The sequence below is a fragment of the Martelella mediterranea DSM 17316 genome, from assembly GCF_002043005.1.
GTDB lineage: Bacteria > Pseudomonadota > Alphaproteobacteria > Rhizobiales > Rhizobiaceae > Martelella > Martelella mediterranea.
Window position 1 is genome coordinate 3,804,175 of record NZ_CP020330.1, and the last position, 23,147, is coordinate 3,827,321.

At 62.3% G+C, this 23,147-nt stretch carries 18 protein-coding genes; 6 read left to right on the forward strand and 12 right to left on the reverse strand.

From position 1 onward, the window contains the following. Positions 1-100: 100 nt before the first annotated feature. The 3 genes from Mame_RS17685 to Mame_RS26760 all read left to right on the forward strand — a co-directional run bounded on the left by Mame_RS17685 (position 101) and on the right by Mame_RS26760 (position 2,071). Positions 101-889, forward strand: coding sequence for an SDR family oxidoreductase (locus Mame_RS17685; RefSeq protein WP_018066578.1), 789 nt, complete (start codon positions 101-103; stop codon positions 887-889). 11 nt (positions 890-900) lie between these two features. Further along, positions 901-1,734, forward strand: coding sequence for a uracil-DNA glycosylase (locus tag Mame_RS17690; RefSeq protein ID WP_018066579.1), 834 nt, complete (start codon positions 901-903; stop codon positions 1,732-1,734). 145 nt (positions 1,735-1,879) lie between these two features. Further along, positions 1,880-2,071: a hypothetical protein gene (locus tag Mame_RS26760; RefSeq protein WP_155122138.1), complete on the forward strand. Its 192-nt coding sequence runs from the start codon at positions 1,880-1,882 to the stop codon at positions 2,069-2,071. Positions 2,072-2,186: 115 nt separating this feature from the next. Here Mame_RS26760 and Mame_RS17695 read toward each other — a convergent pair whose 3' ends face one another. Both Mame_RS17695 and Mame_RS17700 read right to left on the reverse strand, forming a co-directional pair. Then, positions 2,187-3,476 carry a PAS domain-containing sensor histidine kinase gene (locus Mame_RS17695; protein WP_155122139.1) on the reverse strand — a complete coding sequence of 430 codons (1,290 nt, stop codon included), beginning with the start codon at positions 3,474-3,476 and terminating at the stop codon, positions 2,187-2,189. A gap of 148 nt (positions 3,477-3,624) precedes the next feature. Continuing rightward, positions 3,625-4,458 (reverse strand): hypothetical protein, encoded by an 834-nt coding sequence (locus Mame_RS17700; RefSeq protein ID WP_018066582.1) that lies wholly within the window; start codon positions 4,456-4,458, stop codon positions 3,625-3,627. 216 nt (positions 4,459-4,674) lie between these two features. On the opposite strand from Mame_RS17700, the gene Mame_RS17705 reads away from it, so the two are divergent. Further along, a complete protein-coding gene (locus Mame_RS17705; protein ID WP_018066583.1) occupies positions 4,675-5,955 on the forward strand; it encodes an MFS transporter in 1,281 nt (426 codons plus the stop codon). 10 nt (positions 5,956-5,965) lie between these two features. On the opposite strand, the gene Mame_RS17710 is transcribed toward Mame_RS17705, so the two are convergent. Beyond that, positions 5,966-6,910 (reverse strand): DMT family transporter, encoded by a 945-nt coding sequence (locus Mame_RS17710; protein ID WP_018066584.1) that lies wholly within the window; start codon positions 6,908-6,910, stop codon positions 5,966-5,968. A gap of 164 nt (positions 6,911-7,074) precedes the next feature. Here Mame_RS17710 and pepN point away from each other — a divergent pair, with 164 nt between their 5' ends. Together pepN and Mame_RS17720 are read left to right on the forward strand one after the other, a co-directional pair. Then, positions 7,075-9,717 (forward strand): aminopeptidase N, encoded by a 2,643-nt coding sequence (gene pepN, locus Mame_RS17715; RefSeq protein WP_018066585.1) that lies wholly within the window; start codon positions 7,075-7,077, stop codon positions 9,715-9,717. Positions 9,718-9,944: 227 nt separating this feature from the next. Next, positions 9,945-11,588: a PAS domain-containing protein gene (locus Mame_RS17720; protein WP_155122140.1), complete on the forward strand. Its 1,644-nt coding sequence runs from the start codon at positions 9,945-9,947 to the stop codon at positions 11,586-11,588. A gap of 6 nt (positions 11,589-11,594) precedes the next feature. Here the strand turns inward: Mame_RS17720 and Mame_RS17725 are convergent, their stop codons facing one another. The 9 genes from Mame_RS17725 to Mame_RS17765 form a co-directional block, all read right to left on the reverse strand. Beyond that, entirely contained in the window at positions 11,595-14,546 is a 2,952-nt protein-coding gene (locus tag Mame_RS17725) for a bifunctional [glutamine synthetase] adenylyltransferase/[glutamine synthetase]-adenylyl-L-tyrosine phosphorylase (RefSeq protein WP_018066587.1), read from the reverse strand. A 60-nt stretch (positions 14,547-14,606) separates the two neighbouring features. Further along, the gene (locus tag Mame_RS17730; RefSeq protein ID WP_018066588.1) at positions 14,607-16,031 is read right to left on the reverse strand and encodes a sensor histidine kinase; all 1,425 of its coding nucleotides are present in this window, start codon (positions 16,029-16,031) and stop codon (positions 14,607-14,609) included. Between the two features lie 3 nt (positions 16,032-16,034). Further along, on the reverse strand, positions 16,035-16,724 hold the full coding sequence (locus Mame_RS17735; protein WP_026173792.1) for a response regulator transcription factor: 690 nt from the start codon (positions 16,722-16,724) through the stop codon (positions 16,035-16,037). A 120-nt stretch (positions 16,725-16,844) separates the two neighbouring features. Beyond that, positions 16,845-18,383 (reverse strand): Do family serine endopeptidase, encoded by a 1,539-nt coding sequence (locus Mame_RS17740; RefSeq protein ID WP_018066590.1) that lies wholly within the window; start codon positions 18,381-18,383, stop codon positions 16,845-16,847. 106 nt (positions 18,384-18,489) lie between these two features. Next, positions 18,490-18,948: a cytochrome c-type biogenesis protein gene (locus Mame_RS17745; protein ID WP_018066591.1), complete on the reverse strand. Its 459-nt coding sequence runs from the start codon at positions 18,946-18,948 to the stop codon at positions 18,490-18,492. Further along, positions 18,945-20,939 (reverse strand): heme lyase CcmF/NrfE family subunit, encoded by a 1,995-nt coding sequence (locus Mame_RS17750; RefSeq protein ID WP_018066592.1) that lies wholly within the window; start codon positions 20,937-20,939, stop codon positions 18,945-18,947. Before Mame_RS17750 ends, Mame_RS17745 begins: the two co-directional genes overlap by 4 nt. After that, positions 20,936-21,385, reverse strand: a complete 450-nt coding sequence (ccmE, locus tag Mame_RS17755) for a cytochrome c maturation protein CcmE (RefSeq protein WP_018066593.1) — start codon at positions 21,383-21,385, stop codon at positions 20,936-20,938. The genes Mame_RS17750 and ccmE overlap by 4 nt, the downstream gene beginning before the upstream one ends. Then, positions 21,382-22,518 carry a c-type cytochrome biogenesis protein CcmI gene (gene ccmI / locus Mame_RS17760; protein ID WP_018066594.1) on the reverse strand — a complete coding sequence of 379 codons (1,137 nt, stop codon included), beginning with the start codon at positions 22,516-22,518 and terminating at the stop codon, positions 21,382-21,384. Before ccmI ends, ccmE begins: the two co-directional genes overlap by 4 nt. A 111-nt stretch (positions 22,519-22,629) precedes the next feature. After that, positions 22,630-23,070 carry a hypothetical protein gene (locus Mame_RS17765; RefSeq protein WP_079920910.1) on the reverse strand — a complete coding sequence of 147 codons (441 nt, stop codon included), beginning with the start codon at positions 23,068-23,070 and terminating at the stop codon, positions 22,630-22,632. Between the last annotated feature and the right edge of the window lie 77 nt (positions 23,071-23,147).

The following is a 23,147-nucleotide window of genomic DNA, read 5'->3' on the forward strand; positions in this document are numbered from 1 at the left end:
ATAGTGATTGAAACACGACGGCGCGAAAGGCTATGGTGCGTTCACCCCGCCGGCCTGATTGGCCGTTCGATCCCATTATGCTGTTCACAAGGAGTTCGCCATGGATCTCGGTATTGCCGACAAGAAGGCCGTTGTACTCGCCTCCTCGCGGGGCCTTGGCGCCGGCATCGCGGAGGCGCTGGCCAAGGAGGGCGCCCATGTGCTGCTTTGCGGCCGGACGGAAGACCGCCTTGCGCAGAACTGCAAGGTGATCAACGACACCACGCCGGGCAAGGCCGATTATGTGATCGCCGATCTCGCCGCCGAAAACGTGGTGGACACGCTTATGGAAGCGATTGCGGAAAAACTCGGCGGGGCGGACATCCTCGTCAACAATTCCGGCGGGCCGACGCCGGGAACCGTGGCCGACATGACGCCGGAAAAACTCGACCGGTTCTTCAATTCCATGGTCGCGCCGATCATCGCGCTGACCAACCGGCTCATTCCGCAGATGAAGGAAAAGGGCTGGGGCAGGATCGTGACCGTGGCGTCCGGCGGCGTGCAGGAGCCGATCCCCAATCTCGCGCTTTCCAATACGCTGCGCTCCGCCCTTGTCGGCTGGAACAAGACGCTGGCAAGCGAAGTCGCCGCCTCGGGAATCACCGCCAATCTTCTGCTGCCGGGTCGGATCCACACCGACCGCATCGACGAACTGGACCATGCGAACGCAGAGCGCAGCGGCAAGAGCCTTGCCGAGGTGCGCGCGGGAACGCTCAAGGCGATACCGGCGGGCCGGCTGGGACGGGTGGAGGAGTTCGCGGCGGTCGCGGCCTTCCTGTGCTCGCAGCAGGCCAGCTACCTGACCGGCAGCCTCGTGCGCTGCGACGGCGGCGCGACGCGCGGCATCTGACGGAAGCAATCATGACCACCGCCAGCGCGCTCACAGCCCGGGAAGCCGCAGCCCTCCTCAGCTTCTACGCCGATGCCGGCGTCGATGCGATGCTGGAGGATGAGGCGACGGACCTGACCCGGCTCGCGGCAGAGAAGGCCGAGGCTGCGCGCGCCGAGCCCGAACAACGGGCCGCGGCGGCGAAGACGAAGGCGCGCGCACCGGATCCGCCGCGGAGTACGCCCGCTGTCCCAACCACGATCCCCGATGACAAGGCGGTTTCCGATGCGGCTTTTGCCGCCGAAAGCGCCCGGTCGCTTGCGGAGCTTGCCGAAATCGTCCAGGGGTTCACGGGCTGCAATCTGAAGCAGAATGCCCGATCGACCATCCTTCTCGAAGAGATGCCGGAAAGCGGGATCCTGATGGTTTGCGGTTTCCCGACAGGCGAAGACGACAAAGCGGGCGCCGCGCTTTCCGGTCCGGCCGGCGGGTTGTTCGAGCGGATGCTGGCCGCGATCGGCCTGTCACGCGCCGATGTCGGCGTCACCACCGCGCTGCCGTGGCGCACGCCCGGCGACCGCGCGCCGACCGCCTCCGAGGCGCAGATCTGCCAGCCTTTCCTCGAACGCCAGATCGCGCTCGCGGAACCGAAACTGCTGGTAACGCTCGGCAATTTCGCCTGCCGCATGACGATCGACCCGAACAAGACCGTGTTCGATCTTCGCGGTAGCTGGCACAAAAAGGAGATCGGCGGCCAGAGCTTCGAGACGCTTGTGACGTTCTCGCCCTCCGAATTGCTGGCCGCGCCGAAGAACAAGAAAGAGGCGTGGCTGGACCTTCAGGCGCTAAGAGCCCGTCTCGGCTGACCGCCTTTTTCTTCATCAGTTTATTTTCTGTTAATGCCGGCATGCGCCCACCGCATAGCAGCCCTCCGGCAGGTCCCATTGCTGCGATTGCGCGAAACTGAGATAACACATCATGTCTTGGGAGGATCCACAGGAACCAAGGCAGATGAAACCTTCTGACGATATGGACGCCACTTTGATGCAGAACACACGCCTTTCGCTCGAGCTCGGACGTTCGACCAATGGTTACCATGGCCAGCGCGGCATCGACCGGGCGATTGCCAAGGGTTTTTCCAAGCTCGTCGGTCACCATGATGCCCGCGCCCTGCGGCCCGCGCCGCGCGCGCTCGGGGCCTGAGAAGCGCCCTTCTCCACGGAGAAGCAAGATTTTCCAGAAATATTGCAGTTAAGATATTTCATGACGTAAGAGCCGGCCGCAGCGCCGGCTCTTTTTTATGCGAGCCCAGAGCGTTTCACGCGTCGCAGGTGACTTCCACGGTGGTGCCGCTGGATATGGCGGAGCTGATGGAAAAGCCGAGACCGAGTGCGGCGGCCCTCTTCTGGGCCTCAACCAGACCGGTATGCGAGATGCCGAGCGCGAGTTCCGGCTGCCTGAAGACGGCATCCAGTTCCTGCTCGCTGAGCCCGCGTCCGATATCGACGAACCTGGCAATGAATCCCTCATGGCCCTGCGGCGACAGGGTGATTCTGGCCTCGCAATAGGGCGGCGACACGGCAATGGCGCGCTCAACCAGATACGCGAACATAGCGGTGAGCGTATCCTCGTCGATACGGACATGTCTTTCGCCATCGCCGATCTCCGTAACCAGCAGCAGGCTTTCCGAAATCGCTTCGCCGCGATGGCGGTCAACAGCCGCCGAAAGACATTTGGCGGGAGAGATCAGCGGCAGCTCATGGCTGCGCTCCCTCTCGTCTTTGACCGATTCGAATTCCGCGTAGATGTCCCGCCGACCGGGAGCCCAGCTTACCCGATTCGCCACATCGCCCGGACCATCACTATGATTTTTCCTGACAGCGCTATCAGCGTTATCTGCCACGCGATCGTCGGTGCCTTCAGCTTCACCATTGCGAACCGGCTTTGCCGGCTCGCCTGCAGGTAGGATTTGCCCAGACACGGATCGGCCGTCTTCCGCCCACCCCTGCTGCAGGCTTTGGGTTCCCTGCGCCGCCGCGACGCGTCGGGCGTGGTTGTTCCATGGCATATGGTTGGCAAGCGGCGCGGCCTTTTGCGATTGCGGAGACGGCTCGGGACGAGCGCTCTCGCGCGCGGTCTGTTCCCGTCCAAAGTCCGGATCATCCGCCCTCGGCATCGAGGGCTGGCGCGCGGGGGCGGTCGCGGCAATGGGCGTTGCGACCACGCAAACGCCGTCACGATGGCGCATCCGGGCAAGAGAAAGATTGACGACGCGCGCCGGCGCGGCGGCCAGATCGGCGCGCACCTCTTCCAGACGGTTGCCAGGTTCGTCGCCCAGGACGCGCGCAAGCGCAAGATCGATCCGCGCGGCTCCATGAATATCGAACAGAGAGGCAAGCCGCGTCCCGCTCAGGTCGCGCGCCTTGTCGTCCGGTTGGAAAAACGTGATGGCGGCTTCATTCGCAAGTTCGATCACGCCGGCGGCATTCACCAGCAGCACGCTTTCAGGCGCCTGGTTGAGCGTCTGCACCACTTGTGCGTTGTCCGCTTTGCGCGGGACCTCGGAATTCATTAAGCGCACCCGATTATCTTCCCAATGCCGGTTCATATTGGCCAGCCTCCAGGGGTTTTCAACCTCGCAGCGGCTTGCCGCAGACAAAAGCCGAGGATTCAGGCTATTATATTACGGTCGCTCGGTAAATTGTGTCTTAAACAACGATTTTCGAAAAAGCGCGGTTTTCCGGGCCATGCCCCTCTCAGGCAAAATGCGCGAAGGCTTCGTCGATGTGATGGGATTTCACGGCCTGCCAGCGGCAATATTCTTCGATGAACAGCCTGTCGATCCACATCTCGCTCTCGAACGGCCGGCGGCTCCAGCCGAGAACACCGATCTCGATGGCCTTGTTCAATATGCGCTGCAGATGGGTGCGGGATATGAAAATCCGCTCGGAAAGACGCCGTGCATTGATCGGCGGTATCAGGTAGCGCTCGCCCTGCGGCGTGCCCGCCCCGATCTGCGAAACAATGTGATCCATCACCATCCCGCCCGATATCGTGTTCTGCAGGAGTGCGACGCGCGGCGGTGGTTCGCGCCAGGCGGGGTCGTTCAGACAGTTCCAGGCAAGTCGCGGCTGGAGTGAGAAGACAATATCCGGTCTTTGCATCAACACCGACGCGCGGTTGCGGCCATCGATGCCATCGAGCATTGCCAGATTGAGCCCTACCCATTCCATCAGCGCCGATTTCACGACCTCGGTGGGCTTCCAGTACCGCGGCCGGATGCGACGGCTGTCGGGATCGACTTCAATGAAGCCGTATTGGACGGATTCATTGATGAAGGCGCGGATCGTATTCGGGCTGGCAACCTTGTACGGCGTCAGCACCTCGATCAGACGGTTGACCGTGAGGCCGCCTTCATCGCCCCAGTAGAGCGCCAGCGCCGTCTGGGAAATCAACCACCGACGCTGGGAGGCGAGATTGGCGCCGAGACGCTGGTTGGTGTGATAAACTTCCGCCAGGGCTTCGCCATAATATGCAAGTGACGGCAGGAAACTTGGATGCGAACAAATCACGTCAACGGAAAGTGGCATGTCGTAGCTGAACCCGGGCGCATTATCTCGACCGGAGAATATGTTCCGATCGATTCCTTTTTTTAAAACTTAAGGACATTGCAGCCAAAAAGACAGTCACCTTTTCCGGCATGGCGGTTGCGGCATGGCCGGGAAAATCCTATAGGCCGGGCGTTGTCACGGGCCAGTCTCCAAGGGAGAGCCATCGAAACCCGCAACGGTCGGAGCTGATCGATCATGTTTGCCAGCCTGTTCTCCATCGCCAGCCTGATGCTGTCCACCTTTCTGATGATGGTGGGCTACGGTTTGATGAACTATCTGGTGCCGGTGCGCGCCGTTGCCGAAGGCTGGTCGCCGCTGCTGATTTCGCTGATCGCGACCGGCTACACGGTGGGCTTCACGCTTTCATGCATCGTCACGCCGACGCTTGTGCTGCGGGTCGGTCATGTGCGCGTGTTCGGCGCGCTGATCACGCTTCTGACAGCGGCAATTCTCGCAAGCTCGCTGATGGTGGAATGGCAGGTGTGGGTGGCGTTGCGCGCCGTCGCCGGCTTTGCGGTTGCCGGCTGCTATCTGGTGATCGAGAGCTGGCTCAACGAGCGGGTGACCAACGAGACCCGCGGATCGATGTTCTCGGTCTACATGATCGTGACGCTCGGCGGAGCGATTGCCGGACAATATCTGGTGCCGCTCGGCGATCCCCGGACGACGACGCTGTTCATCGTCTGCGGGATATTGTTCGCGATATCGATCCTGCCGACCGCGCTGTCGACGGCGCAATCCCCGGCCCCGATCGCCAAGGTCCAGCTCGGGCTCGGCAAGCTCTACAGACGCTCGCCCGTCGCCTTCGTCGGCGCGATCCTGGCCGGCATCCTGTCCGGCACCTGGAGCAGTCTCGGCGGCGTCTATACCACCGGCAGCGGGCTTTCGACCGGACAGGGAGCAACGCTGCTCGCCTGCGTTCTGGCGGGCGGCGCGCTGGGCCAGATACCGATCGGCAGGATCTCGGACCTGACCGACCGGCGCTACGTCATGGTCGCCTGCGGAGCGGCGGGCGTGTTTTCCGCCTTCGCGATGTTCTTCATGACGCCACTGACGCCCAATCTGCTCTACATCACCGCCTTCATCGTCGGCTCGATGCTTTATCCGATCTATGCGCTGAACGTGGCCCATGCCAATGACCGCGCCGATCCCAGCGAATATGTCACGATCTCCAGCTCGCTGATGGTGCTTTACGGCCTTGGCACGGTCGCCGGGCCGCTGATCGGCGGTGGCGCGATGGAGCTTGCCGGTCCGCGCGGGCTGATGCTCTATCTGGCCGTCGGCTTTGCGATTTACGGCGCCTATGCCGGCTGGCGCGTATGGCGCGGCAACCCGACCGTGCACCCCGATGACCGCGCGGACTTCCACGCGATCGCCGTCCCGATGCGCGGCACCGACCCCGCCGGCAGCATCGCCGTGGATTACGAGGAGGAATACGACCCCTCGACCTTCGACGAAAACGCCCGCACCGGATAGAGGCTGCCGATCAGTTCGGGTTCTGCGAGGATGAGACGCGGCGCAGGTTCCGGCGCTCGAGTCCCAGCTTGTGCTCGCGGTAGATGATGAATATGCCAGCGCCGACGACGATAACCGAGCCCGCCATGGTGTTCATGGTCGGTATCTCCCCGAAAACGAAGAGCGAGATGAATATCCCAAAGATGATCGAGCTGTAATCGAAGGGCGCGATGGTGGAGGCGTCGGCGAAGCGGTAGGATTCGGTCATCATGATCTGCCCGGCGCCGCCGAACAGACCGGAGGCGATCAGCAGCGCCAGCGGCAGCGCGGCAAGATCGCCCCAGCCGAACGGCAGGGTCGCAAGCGAGATCAGGGCGGCGAAGGTGGAGAAATAGAGCGCGATGGTCGGTCCGGTCTCGGTCACCAGCAGCCTGCGCACCTGCACCATGGCCAGCGCGCCGAGGCAAGCGCCGGCAAGCACCATCACCACCGCCAGCGCCTCCGTCTCGCCGATCCCGCCCTGGCGGAACAGCGTCAGCTTGGGCCAGGAGATGATCAGCACGCCGAAAAGTCCAACCACGACCGCCGACCAGCGATAGATCCGCACGACCTCGCCGAGCAGCAGCGCAGCAAACACGACCGAGAGCAGCGGCAGGGCATAGCCGAGCGCGATCACCTCCGGCAGCGGCAGGTGCATGAGGCCATAAAATCCCATGCCCATGGAGGTGATTCCGATAAGACTGCGGACGAAATGTCCGAAGGGGCGAGAGGTCCTGTAGGCGCCCTTCAGTTCCCGACGCCAGGCGAGGTAGACAAGGATCGGCACGATGCCGAACAGCGAGCGATAGAAGGTCACCTGCCCCGGCGCGATGCCGCTGCCAGCAAGCTTGATGCAGGTCTGCATGCACAGGAAGGCGATGATCGAGGACAGTTTCAGGATGATCCCGCGCAGGGGATCGTCAGGCGCTTGCGGCATTCTGGGGCATTCTTCCCGTTCAGTAGGTTTAGGCCATCCATAGGCCAGATAGGGCGAGAATGCACAGATTTCCCGCCGCGAAGTCAAAGATTTGCTTTTTTGAACATTCGGCGCTTTCTTAGCGCACAAATCGCTCAGGCGCTGTGAAAGAGAATGAGGCTACAATGCGTAACGACCGGATCGTCTATCTGAAAGACTATCGCCAGACGGACTTCATCATCGAAAGCGTGGATCTGGTTTTCGAGCTTGGAGAGGAACTGACGACGGTCGGGTCGCAGATAAGGATGAAGCGCCGCCCGGGCGCCTCGCCCGATGCCCCGCTCGAATTTGTCGGAGACGGACTTCAGCTTGCGGGCCTCGCGCTTGACGGCAAGCCGCTGCTGCCCGAGCGCTACGAGTGCACCTCCGACCATCTGACGATCAACGATCTGCCGGCCGACGACGCCTTCACGCTGACGATCAAGACCAATATCAATCCGACCGCCAACACCCAGCTTCTGGGGCTTTACCGCACCAATGGCGTCTATTCGACGCAATGCGAGGCGGAGGGCTTTCGCCGGATCACCTATTTCTACGACCGGCCGGATGTGCTGACCGTTTACACGGTGACCATCATTGCGGACAAGGCGAAGAACCCGCTGCTCCTGTCCAACGGCAACCTTGTCGAGGAACGCGACCTTGGCGACGGCCGGCATCTGGCGAAGTGGCACGACCCTTTCAGGAAACCGTCCTATCTGTTTGCGCTGGTGGCCGGCGATCTGGCGATGATCGAGGACCGTTTCACCACCATGTCGGGGCGCGCGGTGACGCTGCGCATCTATGTCGAGCACGGCAAGGCGGAGCGCGCCGGCTATGCGATGGACGCGTTGAAGCGCTCGATGAAATGGGATGAGGAACGGTTCGGGCGCGAATATGATCTCGACATCTTCATGATCGTCGCGGTCTCCGACTTCAACATGGGCGCGATGGAGAACAAGGGTCTCAACATCTTCAACGACCGGCTGATCCTGGCCGATCCGGAAACCGCCACCGACGATGATTATGCCCGTATCGAGGCGGTGGTGGCCCACGAATATTTCCACAACTGGACCGGCAACCGGATCACCTGCCGCGACTGGTTCCAGCTCAGCCTCAAGGAGGGGCTCACCGTCTTCCGCGAGCACGAGTTTTCGGCCGACCAGCGGTCGCGGCCGGTGGTAAGGGTGGATGAGGTCAAGTTCCTGAGGGCGCACCAGTTCCCCGAGGATGGCGGCCCCCTCGCCCACCCGGTGCGGCCGACGCAGTACATGGAGATCGACAATTTCTACACGACCACCGTCTACGAAAAGGGATCGGAAGTCAGCCGCATGATCGCGACGCTGCTCGGAGAAGACGGGTTCCGCAAGGGCCTCGACCTGTTTTTCGACCGCCATGACGGCGGTGCGGTGACCATCGAGGACTATCTGAAATGCTTCGAGGATGCGACCGGCCGGGACCTCTCCCATTTCGCCCTCTGGTATCATCAGGCGGGAACGCCGGTGATCGCGGCACGCAGTTCCTATGACGCGGCCGAGGGGCGGCTGGAACTCACCTTGTCGCAGCACACGCCGCCAACGCCCGGCGAAAACGACAAGAAGCCGCTTTACATTCCCCTGCGCGTCGGGCTGATCAGCCCAAATGGCGACGACATGGAACCCTCCGCGGTGAGCGGCGGCGAGCGCACCGGCGATGTGCTGCATCTGACGGAAAGCGAGCAGACCTTCGTGTTCGAGGGCCTCGGGGCGAAGCCGACGATCTCGCTCAACCGCGATTTTTCCGCGCCCGTGCGGGTGCGCTTCGATCAGCCGCGTGAGGATCGACTGAAAATCGCGGGCGCGGAAAGCGACCTTGTGGAGCGCTGGGATGCGATCAACGGGCTGGCGCTGGAGGTGCTTACCCACGCCACGGCGGCAGTGAGGGCCGGACGCAGCGTGGATACCGACAGCGCCCTCGCCTCGATCCTGATCGAGACGGCGGAAGACGGCGAGCTCGAACCGGCTTTCCGCGCGCTGGCGCTGACGCTGCCGAGTGAACTCGACATCGGTCGCGAGATCGGTGAAGACGTGGACCCGGACGCAATTCATCTCGCGCGGAAGGCGGTATTTTCGGCGATCGCCAATTCCGGACGCGCATCATTCGCCAGGCTCGTGGAGGAATTGCGGGAGGACAACGGTTTCAGCCCGGAGGCGGGAAGCGCCGGACGTCGGGCGCTGCGCAATGCGGCACTTGCCTATCTCGCCGAGGCCGAAAAATCGCCGCTGCCGGCCCGACAGGCCTATGACGCGGCGACCAACATGACGGATATGATTGCAGCGCTTCGGATACTGGCGCACCAGTTTCCGGGTAGCGCAGAAACCAGCGCCGTGCTCGCCGATTTCCGGCAGCGTTTCGACGGCGAGCCGCTGGTGCTCGACAAATGGTTTACCGCCCAGGCAACCGTGCCCGGCGAAGCCACGCTGGACCGTGTGGCCGAACTGATGGGCGATGCGGCATTCGACGAGGGCAATCCCAACCGCGTTCGCGCGCTGATCGGCGCTTTCGCCTCCTCCAATCCCACAGGTTTCAACCGTCCGGATGGCGCCGGCTACCGGTTCTTCGCGAACTTCATCCTCGCCACGGACCCGCGCAATGCCACGCTCACGGCGCGGATGATGACGGCCATGCGGTCGTTCCAGTCGCTTGAAGCCGGCCGGCGCGAGAAGGCGCGGGCGGAGATTGAACGCATTGCTGGCCAGGAAGACCTTTCCCGCAACCTGCGCGATATCGTCAACCGCATGTTGAAAAGCTGACGAAGGGCTTGCAAAAAAGTGCGTTCGGAGTCCTTGCCTTCGTAACCCATAACGCTAGCACGCCGCCAATAGCGGGATGCCGGAAGGACCGCGAACACAAAAAAGCCTTTTTATGCTTATGGTTAACAAAAGGTTCCCGCCAAGCGCTGGACAAGGCGAATCACGTTTGATTCACTAGGGCAGATTCGCAAAGGCGGTTTGCCGAATCACACGAGGGAACCAGACCAATGAAGAGATCGGACATGTGGGAACGCCCCACAGTCAACGGCAAGTTGCGCGCTCATGCGGGAACACAGCGGGCTTTCACCGCGGCGCAGCAGACGGGATTTGTCGGCATCGGCGGCTTCAGTCTGATTGAACGGCCGGCCATCGAACGGCTCCTCAAAAAGTCCATCCCCCTTCTTATCATTGCCTTTCTCATCAGCGTGGCGGCGGCGCGCGGTCTGTCGCTGATGTCGAGCCATGAACGGATGGAAGAGGCCGTCCGCCAGGCGACCGAGTTGACCTCGGCCATGGCGCTCGCCTCGCTTGAGGACGAGCCTCGGCTTTTCGATCCGGCCAGTGCAACCGAAACCGCTCAGGAACTGAACGCGCTTGTCTCAGCCGGTTCCGATACCGATCTGGTGGTGATCGACACGACGGGCGTGGTGCTTGCCGCGACCGGCGCCAGCGCGAGCCTGACCGGGCGTCCACTTGCCGCCGTCTTTCCGGAACTGACCTCCGCGCGTCCCAGCCGTTCGTCAGGCGGCGTCGTGGAAACGCATATCAATGGCGTGCCGTATCAGGTTTCCATGCATCTGGCGGGCAGTGATGGCGGCATGGTGATCGCGCTGCATTCGATGCAGGCGATGAACGCCCTGTGGCGGGCGGAAATCAACCTCAACGTCACGCTGTTTGCGGCGATGGCGCTGCTGCTGCTGGTGGTGGTCTACGCCTATTACGCCCAGCTCAACCGCGCCGATCACACCGCCGAACTGATGCTGGAAAACGAGGCGCGACGCGACGGGATGCTGGCCAATGGCGAAACGGGCCTCTGGTCATTCGATCCGCAGACCGGCCTTACCTTTCTGGATGGCTCGGCCGCAATGGCGCTGGGCCTCGGCACCGCGCCGCGGCAGCTTGCCCACAGGCAAATGCTTGCGCTGATCCATCCCGACGATCGCGCCGGCTTCTTCCGCAGGTTTGCACCGGCGGACACCGGGTTGGTTGAGGCGAGTTTCCGAATCCGCCAGCATGACGGTCGCTACACCCGCATCGATATCCGCGCCCATGCCGGCCAGACCGACGGCAGGATCGCGGTCAGCGGCACGGCAATCCGCACGGCCAGCGCAAGCCGGCGGGAAGTCGAGACGGCCACGAAGCGCGCCAGCCTGTATCAGGCCGCCTTCGACGCCATGCCGCAGGCGCTGGCGCTCTGGGGCAAGGACGGCCGCCTCGAGCTTGCGAATGCCAGCTTCGCCGCAGCCTATGGCGTGGACGGCAGCGCCCGTCGCGACAGCCTTGTCGCCGACGATGCCGTGGTGGTGCGCCGGATTTGCGGCGAAGACGCCGTGTCGAGCGAGATCAGGACGCCGGCCGGACACTGGCAGGCGTTAAGCGAAAGCCGGCTGCCGGATGGCGCACTGCTGACCGTCGGCTCCGACATAACCGCTTTCAAGAGCGATGAATGCCGCCTTCAGGGCGAACAGGCACGGCTGCGCGAAAAGGTCGCCGCCCTTGCCGCCGCGCGCCGCAGGCTGGAGCTGAAATGCGCCGCGCTCAACCGGGCGCTCGGCCGCGACATCCCGGTTCGCTACGATCCAGAAGTCGAGCTTTCGTCCGAAAGGACCACCCGCACAGCGGGGACGATCATCCGCAGGACCGTGGCGTAACGCCGGTTACGCCAGCGGCAAAAGCTTTTTGAAGATCGCGCGCACCTCATCAGCCGTATCGGTGATCAGCGCCTCCATGGCGTCGATATCAGGGCAATCCGAAAGTTTGCAAAGCCGGTCCAGAAGACCCGCAGGCGCGGTATCGGGCTTGAAGCCAGTGTTCAGGCAGGCGCGCGTGAGCTGGGCGATATCGGTGTAAAGCGCGAGCGCCTTTCGGCAGGCTTCGAGATCACCCGCATTCATGAACTCCGGCCCGAACCGCACCAGCACGTCATCCGTGCTCATCGCCTCGCCGCCGCCGGCCTTTTCCCGCGGTTGTTCGGAGCCGAGGTGGCAGAACTGGGCGATGAATTCGATATCGACCAGGCCGCCCGCAATCAGCTTCAGGTCCCAGATGCTCTTGGCCGGTTTGTCGCGCTCGATCCTGGCCCGCATTTCCGCTATATCGCGCGCCAGCGTTCCGCGATCGCGCGGCTTCACCAGAACCGCATCAATGACGGCGGCCGCGTCCTTCATCAGCGATGCATCACCGCACAGCGGATGGGCGCGCGACAGCGCCATATGCTCCCAGGTCCAGGCGTCGTTGAGCTGATACTTCTCGAAAGCCGCAAGACGGGTGGCGAGAGGCCCGGCATTGCCGGAGGGCCTCAGCCGCATGTCGACCTCGTAGAGCACGCCTTCGGCGGTGGGCGCGCTGAGCGCGGCCACCAGCCGCTGGGTCACGCGACCGAAGTAACGCGGCGCGTCGAGCGATTTCGGACCATCGGAGGAGCCGAGCGGGTCGTCACAATCGTAGAGCACGATCACATCGACATCCGAGCCGGCGGTCAGTTCGGCGCTGCCGAGCTTGCCCATGGCAAGCACCGCAACCCGCTGCCCCTCAAGCTTGCCGTGGGACTGTTCGATTTCCGACAGCACGCCGGCCAGCGCCTCTTCGATCGCGAGCGTGGCAAGCACCGTCAACGCCCGGCCGGCGGCGAAACCACCGGTCGCGCCGGTCAAAAGACGGATGCCGATGAGGAAACGCTGTTCGGCGGTGAAAATCCTGAGGCGATCGAGCCGCTCCTCATAGATTTCAGCGCCGGCCATGAAGGCTTCGAGGCGGCCTGCGAGATAATCGCGCGTGGGAATTTCGGTCAGCAGCGCCGGATCGAGCATGCCGTCGACGATATGGGCGCGCGCCGCGATGATCTCGGCAAGGCGCGGGGCGGCGGACATGATCTCGACGAACAGAAGAAGCAGGTTGGGATTGCTCTTGAGCAGCGAGAAAAGCTGGATTCCCGCCGGAAGGCCGGAAAGAAAACGGTCAAACCGCAGCAGCGCCTCATCCGCGCGGCGGCTGGCGCCGAATGCTGCCAGCAGATCGGGCATGATCTCGGTCAGCCGCTGGCGGGCCTTGGTGCTCTGGGTGGCGCGGTAGCGGCCGTAATGCCAGGTGCGGATGATGCGGGCGATATCGGCCGGCCGCTCGAAGCCAAGCTTCGAAAGCGTCTCGAGCGTGCCGGGGTCGTCGTCCTCGCCGGTGAAGACGAGATTGCCGGTCTCGCCCGACAATGTCAGTTCCCGCTCGAACAGGCGGGCATAGCGCTTTTCGACGGTCTTCAGGTTCGCCACCAGCGCCTTTGCGAAGTCATCAGTCGTCTGGAACCCGCTCATGCGCGCGATCCGCAGCAGTTCTGCGTCATCTTCCGGGAGAATATGGCTCTGTTCGTCGCGCACCATCTGGATGCGATGCTCGACATTACGCAGGAACCAGTAGGCAGCCTTCAGCTCATCGGCGGTCTGCCTGTCGACCCATCGGGCCTCGCACAAGGCGTCAAGGGCATCGACTGTGCGACGGCAGCGCAGTTGCGGCATCCGCCCGCCGGCAATCAATTGCTGGGTCTGGGCGAAGAACTCGATCTCCCGAATGCCGCCGCGCCCGAGCTTGACGTTGTGGCCATGCACGGCGACGAGGCCGAAACCCTTGTGCGCGTGGATCTGCCGCTTGATCGAATGGATATCTGCAATCGCCGCATAATCGAGATATTTGCGGAAAATGAAGGGCGCCAATTCGGAGAGGAACGCCTCGCCCGCGGCAATGTCGCCGGCGATGGGCCGCGCCTTGATAAAGGCGGCGCGCTCCCAGTTCTGGCCGCGGCTTTCATAATAGATCAGAGCCGCCTCGACAGGGATCGCGAGCGGCGTGGAGCCGGGGTCGGGCCGCAGGCGCAGATCCGTGCGGAACACATAGCCATCGCCGGTGCGCTCCTGCAGGATACGCACAAGCCGGCGCATCAGCCGCGGAAACAGCTCCCGCGCATCGTCGGGATCGATGATGATCCCGGCTTCAGGCTCGAAGAAGACGACGATATCGATGTCGGAGGAGTAGTTGAGCTCGTTCGCGCCGAGCTTGCCCATGCCGAGCACGACGACCCCGGAGTTTTCCGAAGGATCCTCTGAGGAAAGCAGCCTGATCTTGCCCTCGCCGGCGGCGGAGACGAGCAGATGGTCCAGCGTTGCGGCCACGGCGGCAGCGGCGAAACGGCTCAGGAGATCGGTCGTGACTTCGGCTTTGAAAATGCCGCCGAGATCGGCGAGCGCGGTGAGGAAGGCAACGCGCTGCTTGGACTGGCGAAGCCGCGTCATGATCTCGCCATCGCCCTGCGAACCGCCTTCGGCGATCCAGGCAGTGCGCGCCTTTTCGATTTCGGCCTCGATTTGCGGGCCGATCGGCTGATCGATCCCGCAAAGGAGGTCCGGCCGTGAACGGAAGGTGTCGTGGAGAAAGGGTGAGAGCGCGAAAGCGGCCGCGAGAAAGGCGGTCAAAGAGGCCTCGGCGTCGGCGAGGACGGCCGGAAGACCATGGCTTTCGACCGCTTCGGCGAGTTCGCCCGCCGCTTCCCTGGCTGCCGCCTCGTCCAGTGCAAATATGCGTCCTGCCGCACTGTCGGCCAAGCGACCGTCGATCTCCTGCATAGCTTCCTCCGCAACGTCGTTCCTCCGCCTTAGCATTGACGGAGGAGAAGCAAAAGCCGCTCAGCGCGAACGATTGGGGGTGAGCGGGAAGCGAAGGAGCGCGGCAAGACCGCCATAGCCCGGAACATACTGGCCGGCTTCGGCGAGGACGAATTTGCCGCCATGCATATCCGTCACAGCATCAACCATGGAGAGGCCAAGGCCGGTACCCGGCTTGGTGCGACTTTCATCCAGACGGAAGAACCGCCTTTTGACGTCCTCGATGCGATTGGCGGGGATGCCCGGACCGTTATCGGCGACCATGAACACGGCATCCGCGCCCTCGCGTTTGAGCGACAGGTAGATGCGCGGCTCGCTTTCCGAGGCCGAGGCGTATTTTATGGCATTGTCGAGAAGGTTGAAGATCGCCTGCCCGATGAGTTCTCGGTTGCCGTTCACCGAAAGATCCTGCTCGATCGCGATCTCCAGCGTCATGCCCGCTTCCTCGGCCACCGGGCCGTAAAGCTCGGCGCTGTCCTCGACGATCGCGGAAAGGTTGACGGGCGACATCTCCGCCGCAACCGCGCCCGCTTCAACGCGGGAGATCATCAACAACGCATTGAAGGTTCGGATGAGTTGGTCGGATTCGGCGATAATGCCTTCGAGCGAGGTGCGCCGCTCCTCCGGGTCCTCGGCGGCGGCAGCATCGGCTGCCTTGTTGCGAAGACGCGTCAGCGGGGTCTTGAGATCGTGGGCGATGTTGTCGGAAACCTGCCTCAGCCCTTCGTTGAGACGGACGATACGGTCCAGCATCAGGTTCAGCGAATTGGAGAGACGGTCGAATTCATCACCGGAACCGGTTACGGGAAGCCGCTGGGAGAGATCGCCAGCCATGATCTTGCCGCTCGCCGACGACATCCTGTCCATGCGCTTCAACGCGTTGCGACCGATGGCGAACCAGATCACCAGCGCCCCGACGCCCATGATGATGAGGGCAAGAAGCAGCGCCTGCCTGACGATGATGTGCAAACGTTCGGGGTCGCCCAGATCGCGGCCGATCATCAGCTTCATGCCGTTGTCAAGCACGATCACATAGCCGATCGCAAGGCTGTAGCGGTCGCCCTTGTTGTTTTCGGCAAAGCCTTCATAGCGAAAAGGCGTATCGAGCCACCCTGAATGCGCGAGTACCCCTGGTTCCAGCGAGGCCACGTTGCTCGCCAGGATTTCGCCCTGCGGACTGGCGATGACATAGAGATTGGCACCGGGCTGGCGGGCGCGCCGTTCGATGGTATTGAACAGGCGACGAATGCCGCCATTTTCGAACGCGGCGTCAAGCTGGGCAATCTCGCGATGGAGCGAATCCCGCATCTGCCGCTCAACCAGACTTTCGGAGACGGCGGTGACATAAAACACCATTACCGCCGCGCAAAGCCCGAACAGCAGAATGTATACGGCGGAAAGTCGCACCGCCGTCGACTTGAACAGAAGCTTCAGACGCCCCTTCATGCGCTAAGCGTCATGCTTGATCATGTAGCCGGAGCCGCGAATGGTCTTCAGCAGGGGCTTGTCGAAATCCTTCTCGATCTTCGAGCGCAGACGCGAAACATGGACATCGATCACATTGGTCTGCGGATCGAAATGATAATCCCAGACATTTTCCAGAAGCATGGTGCGGGTGACAACCTGGCCGGCATTCTTCATCAGATATTCGAGCAGGCGATATTCGCGCGGCTGGAGCGTGATCTCGCGGCCCGCGCGGCGCACCTCGTGCGAAAGACGGTCGAGTTCCAGATCGCCCACCTTGTAGAGCACATCCTGATCGGGCGCGCCCTTGCGCCGGCCCAGCACTTCGACGCGGGCGAGAAGCTCGCTGAAGGCATAGGGCTTGGGAAGGTAGTCGTCGCCCCCTGCCCTGAGGCCGGTCACCCGGTCATCGACCTGACCGAGCGCGGACAGAATCAGCACCGGTGTGTTGATGCTGCGCGCCCTCAGCGCCGATATCACCGACAGCCCGTCGCGACGCGGCAACATGCGATCGACGACAAGGACGTCGTACTCATTCTCGCTCGCCATGAACAGGCCGCTTTCGCCATCGCCGGCATGCTCACAGGCAATGCCGGCCTCGCGAAAGGCCTTGGTCAGATAGGCGGCTGCCTCCAGATCGTCTTCGATGACAAGAACACGCATGCCGGGGACCATATCGCCATCCGCCTCGGTGTGACAAGCAGGCTCAACCGGCTCTTTGGAAAACATGTTACGTCTCCTGAAACGGAAAAGGCGCATGCTTCCGCAATGCGCCTTTTCCTATGCTTAAGGGGATCAGCCGGCGTCTTCGGCGTCGGTTTCCGTGGGCAGGGCGGTGAACATGCTGCCGTTTTCGGTTTCGACCTGGAACAGCGCCTGCTTGCGGCCCTGATCGGCGGCATCCTTGACCTGCTTGATGATGTCCTCAGCCGAGCTGACTTCCTTGTTGTTGACGCTCAGGATCTTCTGTCCCGTCGCCAGACCCTTGGTCGCGGCGTCGGAGTTCGGGTCCACAGCCGTAACCGTTACGCCCTTGCCGTCATCGGCGGGGCGAACCTCGATGCCGAGTTGCGTCATCAGCGAGCTTTCCGTCGGCCCGCTAAGGCCATCGGCAGCAGCGAGCTCGTCTTCAGTCGGGAATTCGCCGAGCTTGACATCGATCGTCTGGGACTTTCCATCACGCCAGACCGACAGTTCCACCTCGTCGCCCGGTTCCATCATGCCGATCATACGGGAAAGCGAACGGGCATCCTCGATGACATCGCCATTCACGGCGGTGATGACGTCGCCCTGTTTAAGCCCCGCCTTGGCGCCGGGGCTGTCGCTCGTCGGCTCGGAGACGAGCGCGCCTTCCGGCTTGGCAAGCCCGATCGACTCGGCGATGTCCTCGGTGACGGGCTGAATACGTACACCGAGCCAGCCACGTTCAACCACGCCATCCTGAATGAGGTCCGCAACGACGTCCTGGGCCAGATGCGCCGGGATTGCGAATGCGATGCCGACATTACCGCCGGAGGGCGAGAAGATTGCTGTGTTGACGCCAACGACTTCACCGCTGAGGTCAAACGTCGGACCGCCGGAGTTGCCGTGGTTCACCGCGGCATCGACCTGAATGTAGTCGTCGTAGGGACCGGAGGCGATATCGCGACCAAGGGCGGAAACGATGCCCGACGTGACCGTGCCGCCGAGGCCAAATGGATTGCCGACCGCGACAACCCAGTCGCCAACGCGCAGGTTCTGATCGTCCGCGAACTTCACGTAAGTGAACTCGCGGTCGGCATCCACCTTAAGCACGGCCAGATCGGTACGGGGATCGGTGCCAATCAGCTTTGCATCATACTCAGTGCCGTCATCCATCCGCACGGAGAATGCGTCACCTTCGCGCACGACGTGGTTATTGGTGACAAGGTAACCGTCCTCGGAGACAAAGAAGCCCGAGCCTTGCGCAACCGGACGTGGGCCGCCCTTGCGCGGCTGCGGTGGCGGAGCGGGCTCGTTCGGCGCGCCGAAATCATGGAAGAAACGCTTGAGAGGGTGGTCATCGGGGAGATTGTCGAAACCGCGGCCGCCGAAACCGAAGCCGAAACTGCCATCCTGCTGGGCAACCGGCTGGACGTTGCTCTCAACGACCACGGAGACAACTGCGGGAGAGACCGCTTCGACGACATCGGCAAATCCGGGGACTTCCGGCGCCTGAACATGGACGGGATCCGCAAGCGCTTCCGTCACCGTCAGGGGAGCGCCGGCCGAAAACAGCACGGCTGCGACGCCTGCAGCTGCCGAGGCTTTCAAGAGTGACCTGAACTTGTTTGGTCCGGTGGGCTGCTGGAACATAGGTCTGCTTTTCCTCTGGTGTCGATGGTTGAATGATTTCATATCGAATAGAGGGGACTATAAAAGCTGGGACCTTACAAAACACTGTCCGCCAGATGACGGTTTGTTAATGGTCGTCCGTCTCGGACAAAATCTTCTCCAGTCGCAACTCCTCATCGCGGGAGAGCGGCCTGTCAGCGCCGTGGCGAGCGGCGGCAAGACGCCACAAACCGATGGCGCCCAAAAGGATAAGCAGTGCCGGCGCGCCCCACAGAAGCCAGGTATGTGGCGAAAAACGAGGCTTCAGCAGAACAAACTCGCCATAGCGCGAAACGACATAGTCGATGACCTCGTCATCGCTGTCGCCTTCTGCCAGCCGGTCGCGCACCAACAGACGAAGATCGCGCGCGAGGTCGGCATTGGAATCGTCGATCGATTGGTTTTGGCAGACCATGCAGCGAAGCTCCGCGGAAATCTCCCGCGCCCGCGCCTCGAGAGCGGGATCGCTCAGCATCTCGTCCGGCTCGACAGCGGCGGCACCGATTGGGAGCAGCACGGCAAAAAACAAGACAACAAGCCGAATCATTCAGCGGCTCCCAGGGCTTGCGCTGGCTGCGTTCTTTTCTTGCTCAGCGCCGGCGCGCCAATCCGCAAGCGTCGATCGGAAAGCGAGACGACCCCGCCGGTGGCCATCAGCACGAATCCAAGCCAGATGCACAGAATGAAAGGCTTCCACCACACCCGCACGACCCAGGCTCCATCCTGACGCGGGTCGCCAAGGGAAATATAAAGCTGACTGAGACCGAAGGTCCTGATGCCCGCCTCTGTCGTCGGCATATTGCTCGAAGGGTAGAGCCGTTTCGCCGAATGCACCACGCCGGACGCCGCCCCGTTCGCGCTGATCGCAAATGTCCCGCGTTCATCGGTGTAGTTGGGCCCGCGCACGGTTTCGACACCCTCGAAGGCGACCGTATAGCCGCTCAGGACCACCTCGGAACCTGGCGTCATCTCCAGCACGGCCTCCGTTTCGTAAAGCGAAACCGCCAGTATGCCCAACACGCTCACGCCGAGACCGAAATGCGCAAGCGCCGCGCCGAAGGCCGAGCGCGGCAGGCCCTTGAAACGCGGCCATGCCTTCGAAAACGGCAGGCGGACAAACCCCGAGCGGGTCCAGAGGTCCGAGAGCGCTCCGAAGATAAGCCAGAACGCGATGGCAATCCCGGGTACGGCCAGAACCGGTCCGCCTTCATGGAAGTAAACGAAGACCGCGGCGAAGATCAGCGCCAGGATCGCCGCGACCATGAGACGCTCCGACGCAGCCTTCAGGTCTCCTCTTTTCCACGAAAGCATCGGGCCGAAGGGTACGGCAAGCAGCAACGGAATCATCAACAGCCCGAAGGTCAGGTTGAAGAATGGCGGGCCTACCGAGATTTTCTCACCGGTCAGTGTTTCCAGAAACAGCGGATAAAGCGTTCCGATCAGCACCGTGCCGGCAGCGACCGTCAGAATCAGATTATTGAAGACCAAAGCGCCTTCCCGCGAGATCGGCGAGAACAGGCCTCCGGCGCGCAAGAGCGGCACCCTCAAGGCAAAGAGCGTAAGTGCGCCGCCGATGAAGAAAGCCAATATGGCCAGAATGAAAACGCCACGGGTCGGGTCCGTCGCAAACGCATGAACCGAGGTGAGAACGCCGGAGCGAACGAGAAACGTTCCGAGAAGCGAAAGCGAGAATGTCAGGATCGACAGGAGCACGGTCCAGATTTTCAGGGCCTCGCGCTTCTCCATGACCAGAGCCGAGTGCAGCAGCGCCGTGCCCGCCAGCCACGGCATGAAGGAAGCATTTTCCACCGGATCCCAGAACCACCATCCGCCCCAGCCAAGCTCATAATAGGCCCAGTAGGAGCCCATTGCGATGCCGGCGGTCAGGAACAGCCAGGCAAGCAGCGCCCATGGCCGCACCCAAAGCGCCCAGGCCGAATCGATCCGACCGCTGACAAGCGCTGCGACCGCGAACGAAAAACAGACCGAAAAGCCGACATAGCCCAGATAAAGAAGCGGCGGATGAATGGCGAGGCCGATATCCTGCAGGATCGGATTGAGTTCCCGACCCTCTGCGGGGACGGGGAAAACGCGGCTGAACGGATTGGAGGTAAGGAGAATGAAAAGGATGAAAGCCGTAGCAATCAGGGCCTGGATGGCAAGTACATTGGCTCGCAGATCGGCCGGCAGATTGCGCCCGAAGGCCGCCACCAGCGCGCTGAAAAACGTCAGAATCAGCAGCCACAGTAGCATTGAGCCTTCATGATTGCCCCAAACGCCCGAGAACTTGTAGATCAGCGGCATCAGCGAATGCGAGTTTTCCCATACATTGCGCACGGAAAAATCCGAAAGGAGATAGCTTCTGATCAGAATGATGAAAGCCAACGCCACCAGCGCGAACAGGGTCAGGGAGCCGCTGCGCGCAATGCCGATCAAGGCCATATTCTGCATCCGAGCGCCCACAAGCGGCAGCGTCGCCGTCAGAGCGGAAACCGCCAGAGCGAGGATCAGCGCATAGAGTCCGAGTTCAACGGTCAAGGTGTGGCGTCCTCCTCGCCTTCCCACACGCCTTCGGCTTTCAGACGGTCGGCGACTTCCTTGGGCATGTAGTTCTCGTCATGTTTGGCAAGCACGGTGTCGGCGCGGAAAATCCCGTCCGGCCCCATCCGTCCTTCGGTCACAACCCCCTGCCCTTCCCGGAAAAGATCAGGCAGAATGCCCGCGTAGCGCACTTCCACGGAAGAGTTCCCGTCGGTAACGGCAAAGGCAACACCCGCCCCTTCCGCACCCCGGACCGAACCGTCCTCAACGAGACCGCCAAGCCTTATCCGCGTATCGGAGCTGACCGGGTTTTCGGCAAAATCAGATGGCATGAAGAAATAGGAGACGCTGCGGCTCAGCGCAAAAAGCACCAAGAGAACCGCGATCGCGATGAAACCCACCCCGCCGCCGATGACAGCGAGCCTTTTTTGCTTGCGCGTCATGATCTTCCCCCCGAAAGCGCAAGTTCTGCGGCAAGTTGCTCAAGCTGCTGGCCGGCCGCGCTCTCCGCCCCGAAATAGGCCAGCGCGGCATCGTACGCCGTATTTGCATCATCCTCCCGACCCAGCACCGCGTAGGAGCGGATCAACCGCATCCAGCCTTCAATATCGTTAGGCTCCTGTTCAAGGCGTTGCGCCAGCCCCGAGACCATGCCCTCCACCATTTCGGCACGCTGCTCCGGCGACAGCGAGGCCGCCGCCTCGATGTCCTGCTGATCGGGTCCGAACGCCGGCGCGCCCGTCTGCGCCAACCGGCCTCGATTAAAGACAATGTGCCGCTCGATCACATCGCGTCCGGTGGCGTTCTCCGGCATTCTTTCAAGCAAGGCGTCGAATTGATCGAGCGCGGCCTGATGGTTCCCGGCCTGCTCGTCCGCCAGTGCAATATAATATCCGGCCCTGACATTATCCGGCGACAATGCCTCGACCTTTCGAAACGCCTCAAGCGCCTCGTGATTGACGAAACCCGACTCCATCGCCACAAGCGTCTCGCCAAGCCCCATAAGTCGCTCCGAGCTCGGGCCGGAAATCCGGATGGCATTGGCATAGGCTTCATAAGCGCGCTCAAGCCTGTTCTCGCGCAGATAGACCGGCGCGATCACGTCCCAGCCCCGGCCATCATCGGGATTTTGCGCGAGATGCCTCTCGACTTGCGCGACAAGAACCGCAAGCTCCGGATTCTCCGAATTGAGGCGGGCCGACAACGGATAATCCTTCGCGCCGGGCGCGCCCAGGAGGGGATAGGCAACACCCGCCAAAATCAGCGCAGCAAATACGTATGCCGCCGTCGCGATACGATAGCGCGAGGCAACGCCCCGCAGCGCGGTGGCTCTGTCCGCCGCCTTCGCTTCCGAGGCCATCAGCCTTCGCCCGATTTCCGCACGGGACGAAAGATAGGCGTTCTCGTCGATAAGACCGTCTCGCCGTTCCCGATCTAGTTCTTTCAGTTGGGCACGATAAATCGGATCCGGCCCGGCGGCGACAGTATCTGTCCTCGCATCCCGCCGGAACAACGGTACAGCAACCGCAAAAGCCGCGGCAAGCGTCAGGACAATGGCGGCAAGCGCGAATATCATGTCGTCTTCGTACGCCACCACCGCGAAAATTCCAACAGTTCAAAACACCAGGCGGCAAACCTGCCTCAAAACGTCGCACTTCGGCTGGTCATGTCGCACGGAACCGCTGCGTTAATCGAGCAGGCTCCACGAACCGGCAACTTCGCGGCAGGCGGCCCCTCGACCGACAAATTCACGGCCATCGGCCACAACACGCTGCGTATATTGCCGGCAATTCTGGTCGCCGACCTGATAAGGGCTTGCCGCCGTCACAGAGCCGCGCGCGCCCTCTCCCTGCCAGTTGACGGCTTCGCCCGCCGGCGCCGCCGCCAGGGCGTATTGCTCGGCCTGAAGCGCTTTGGCTTGATCGAAAGAAGACAGCGTAATTCCAGCCCTCTGCACCAAACCACCATTCAGCGCCGCCGACTGTGCGCCTGCCGGCGCCGCCACAGGCTGAGGAGCGACTGACGCTCCCCCGCCGCCGGTCGCCGAACAACCTGAGACCATGAGGACGACAGCAATCAATTGCCAATTTCGTATCACGAGTTTTCCCGTCATATTGTTTTGCGTCATCAAAGAAAGCCTTGGGCAGGAAGAATGGTTCCCCGATCCAAAGCGCTCCCGCAATATCGTCGCTAAGCACAGAATGT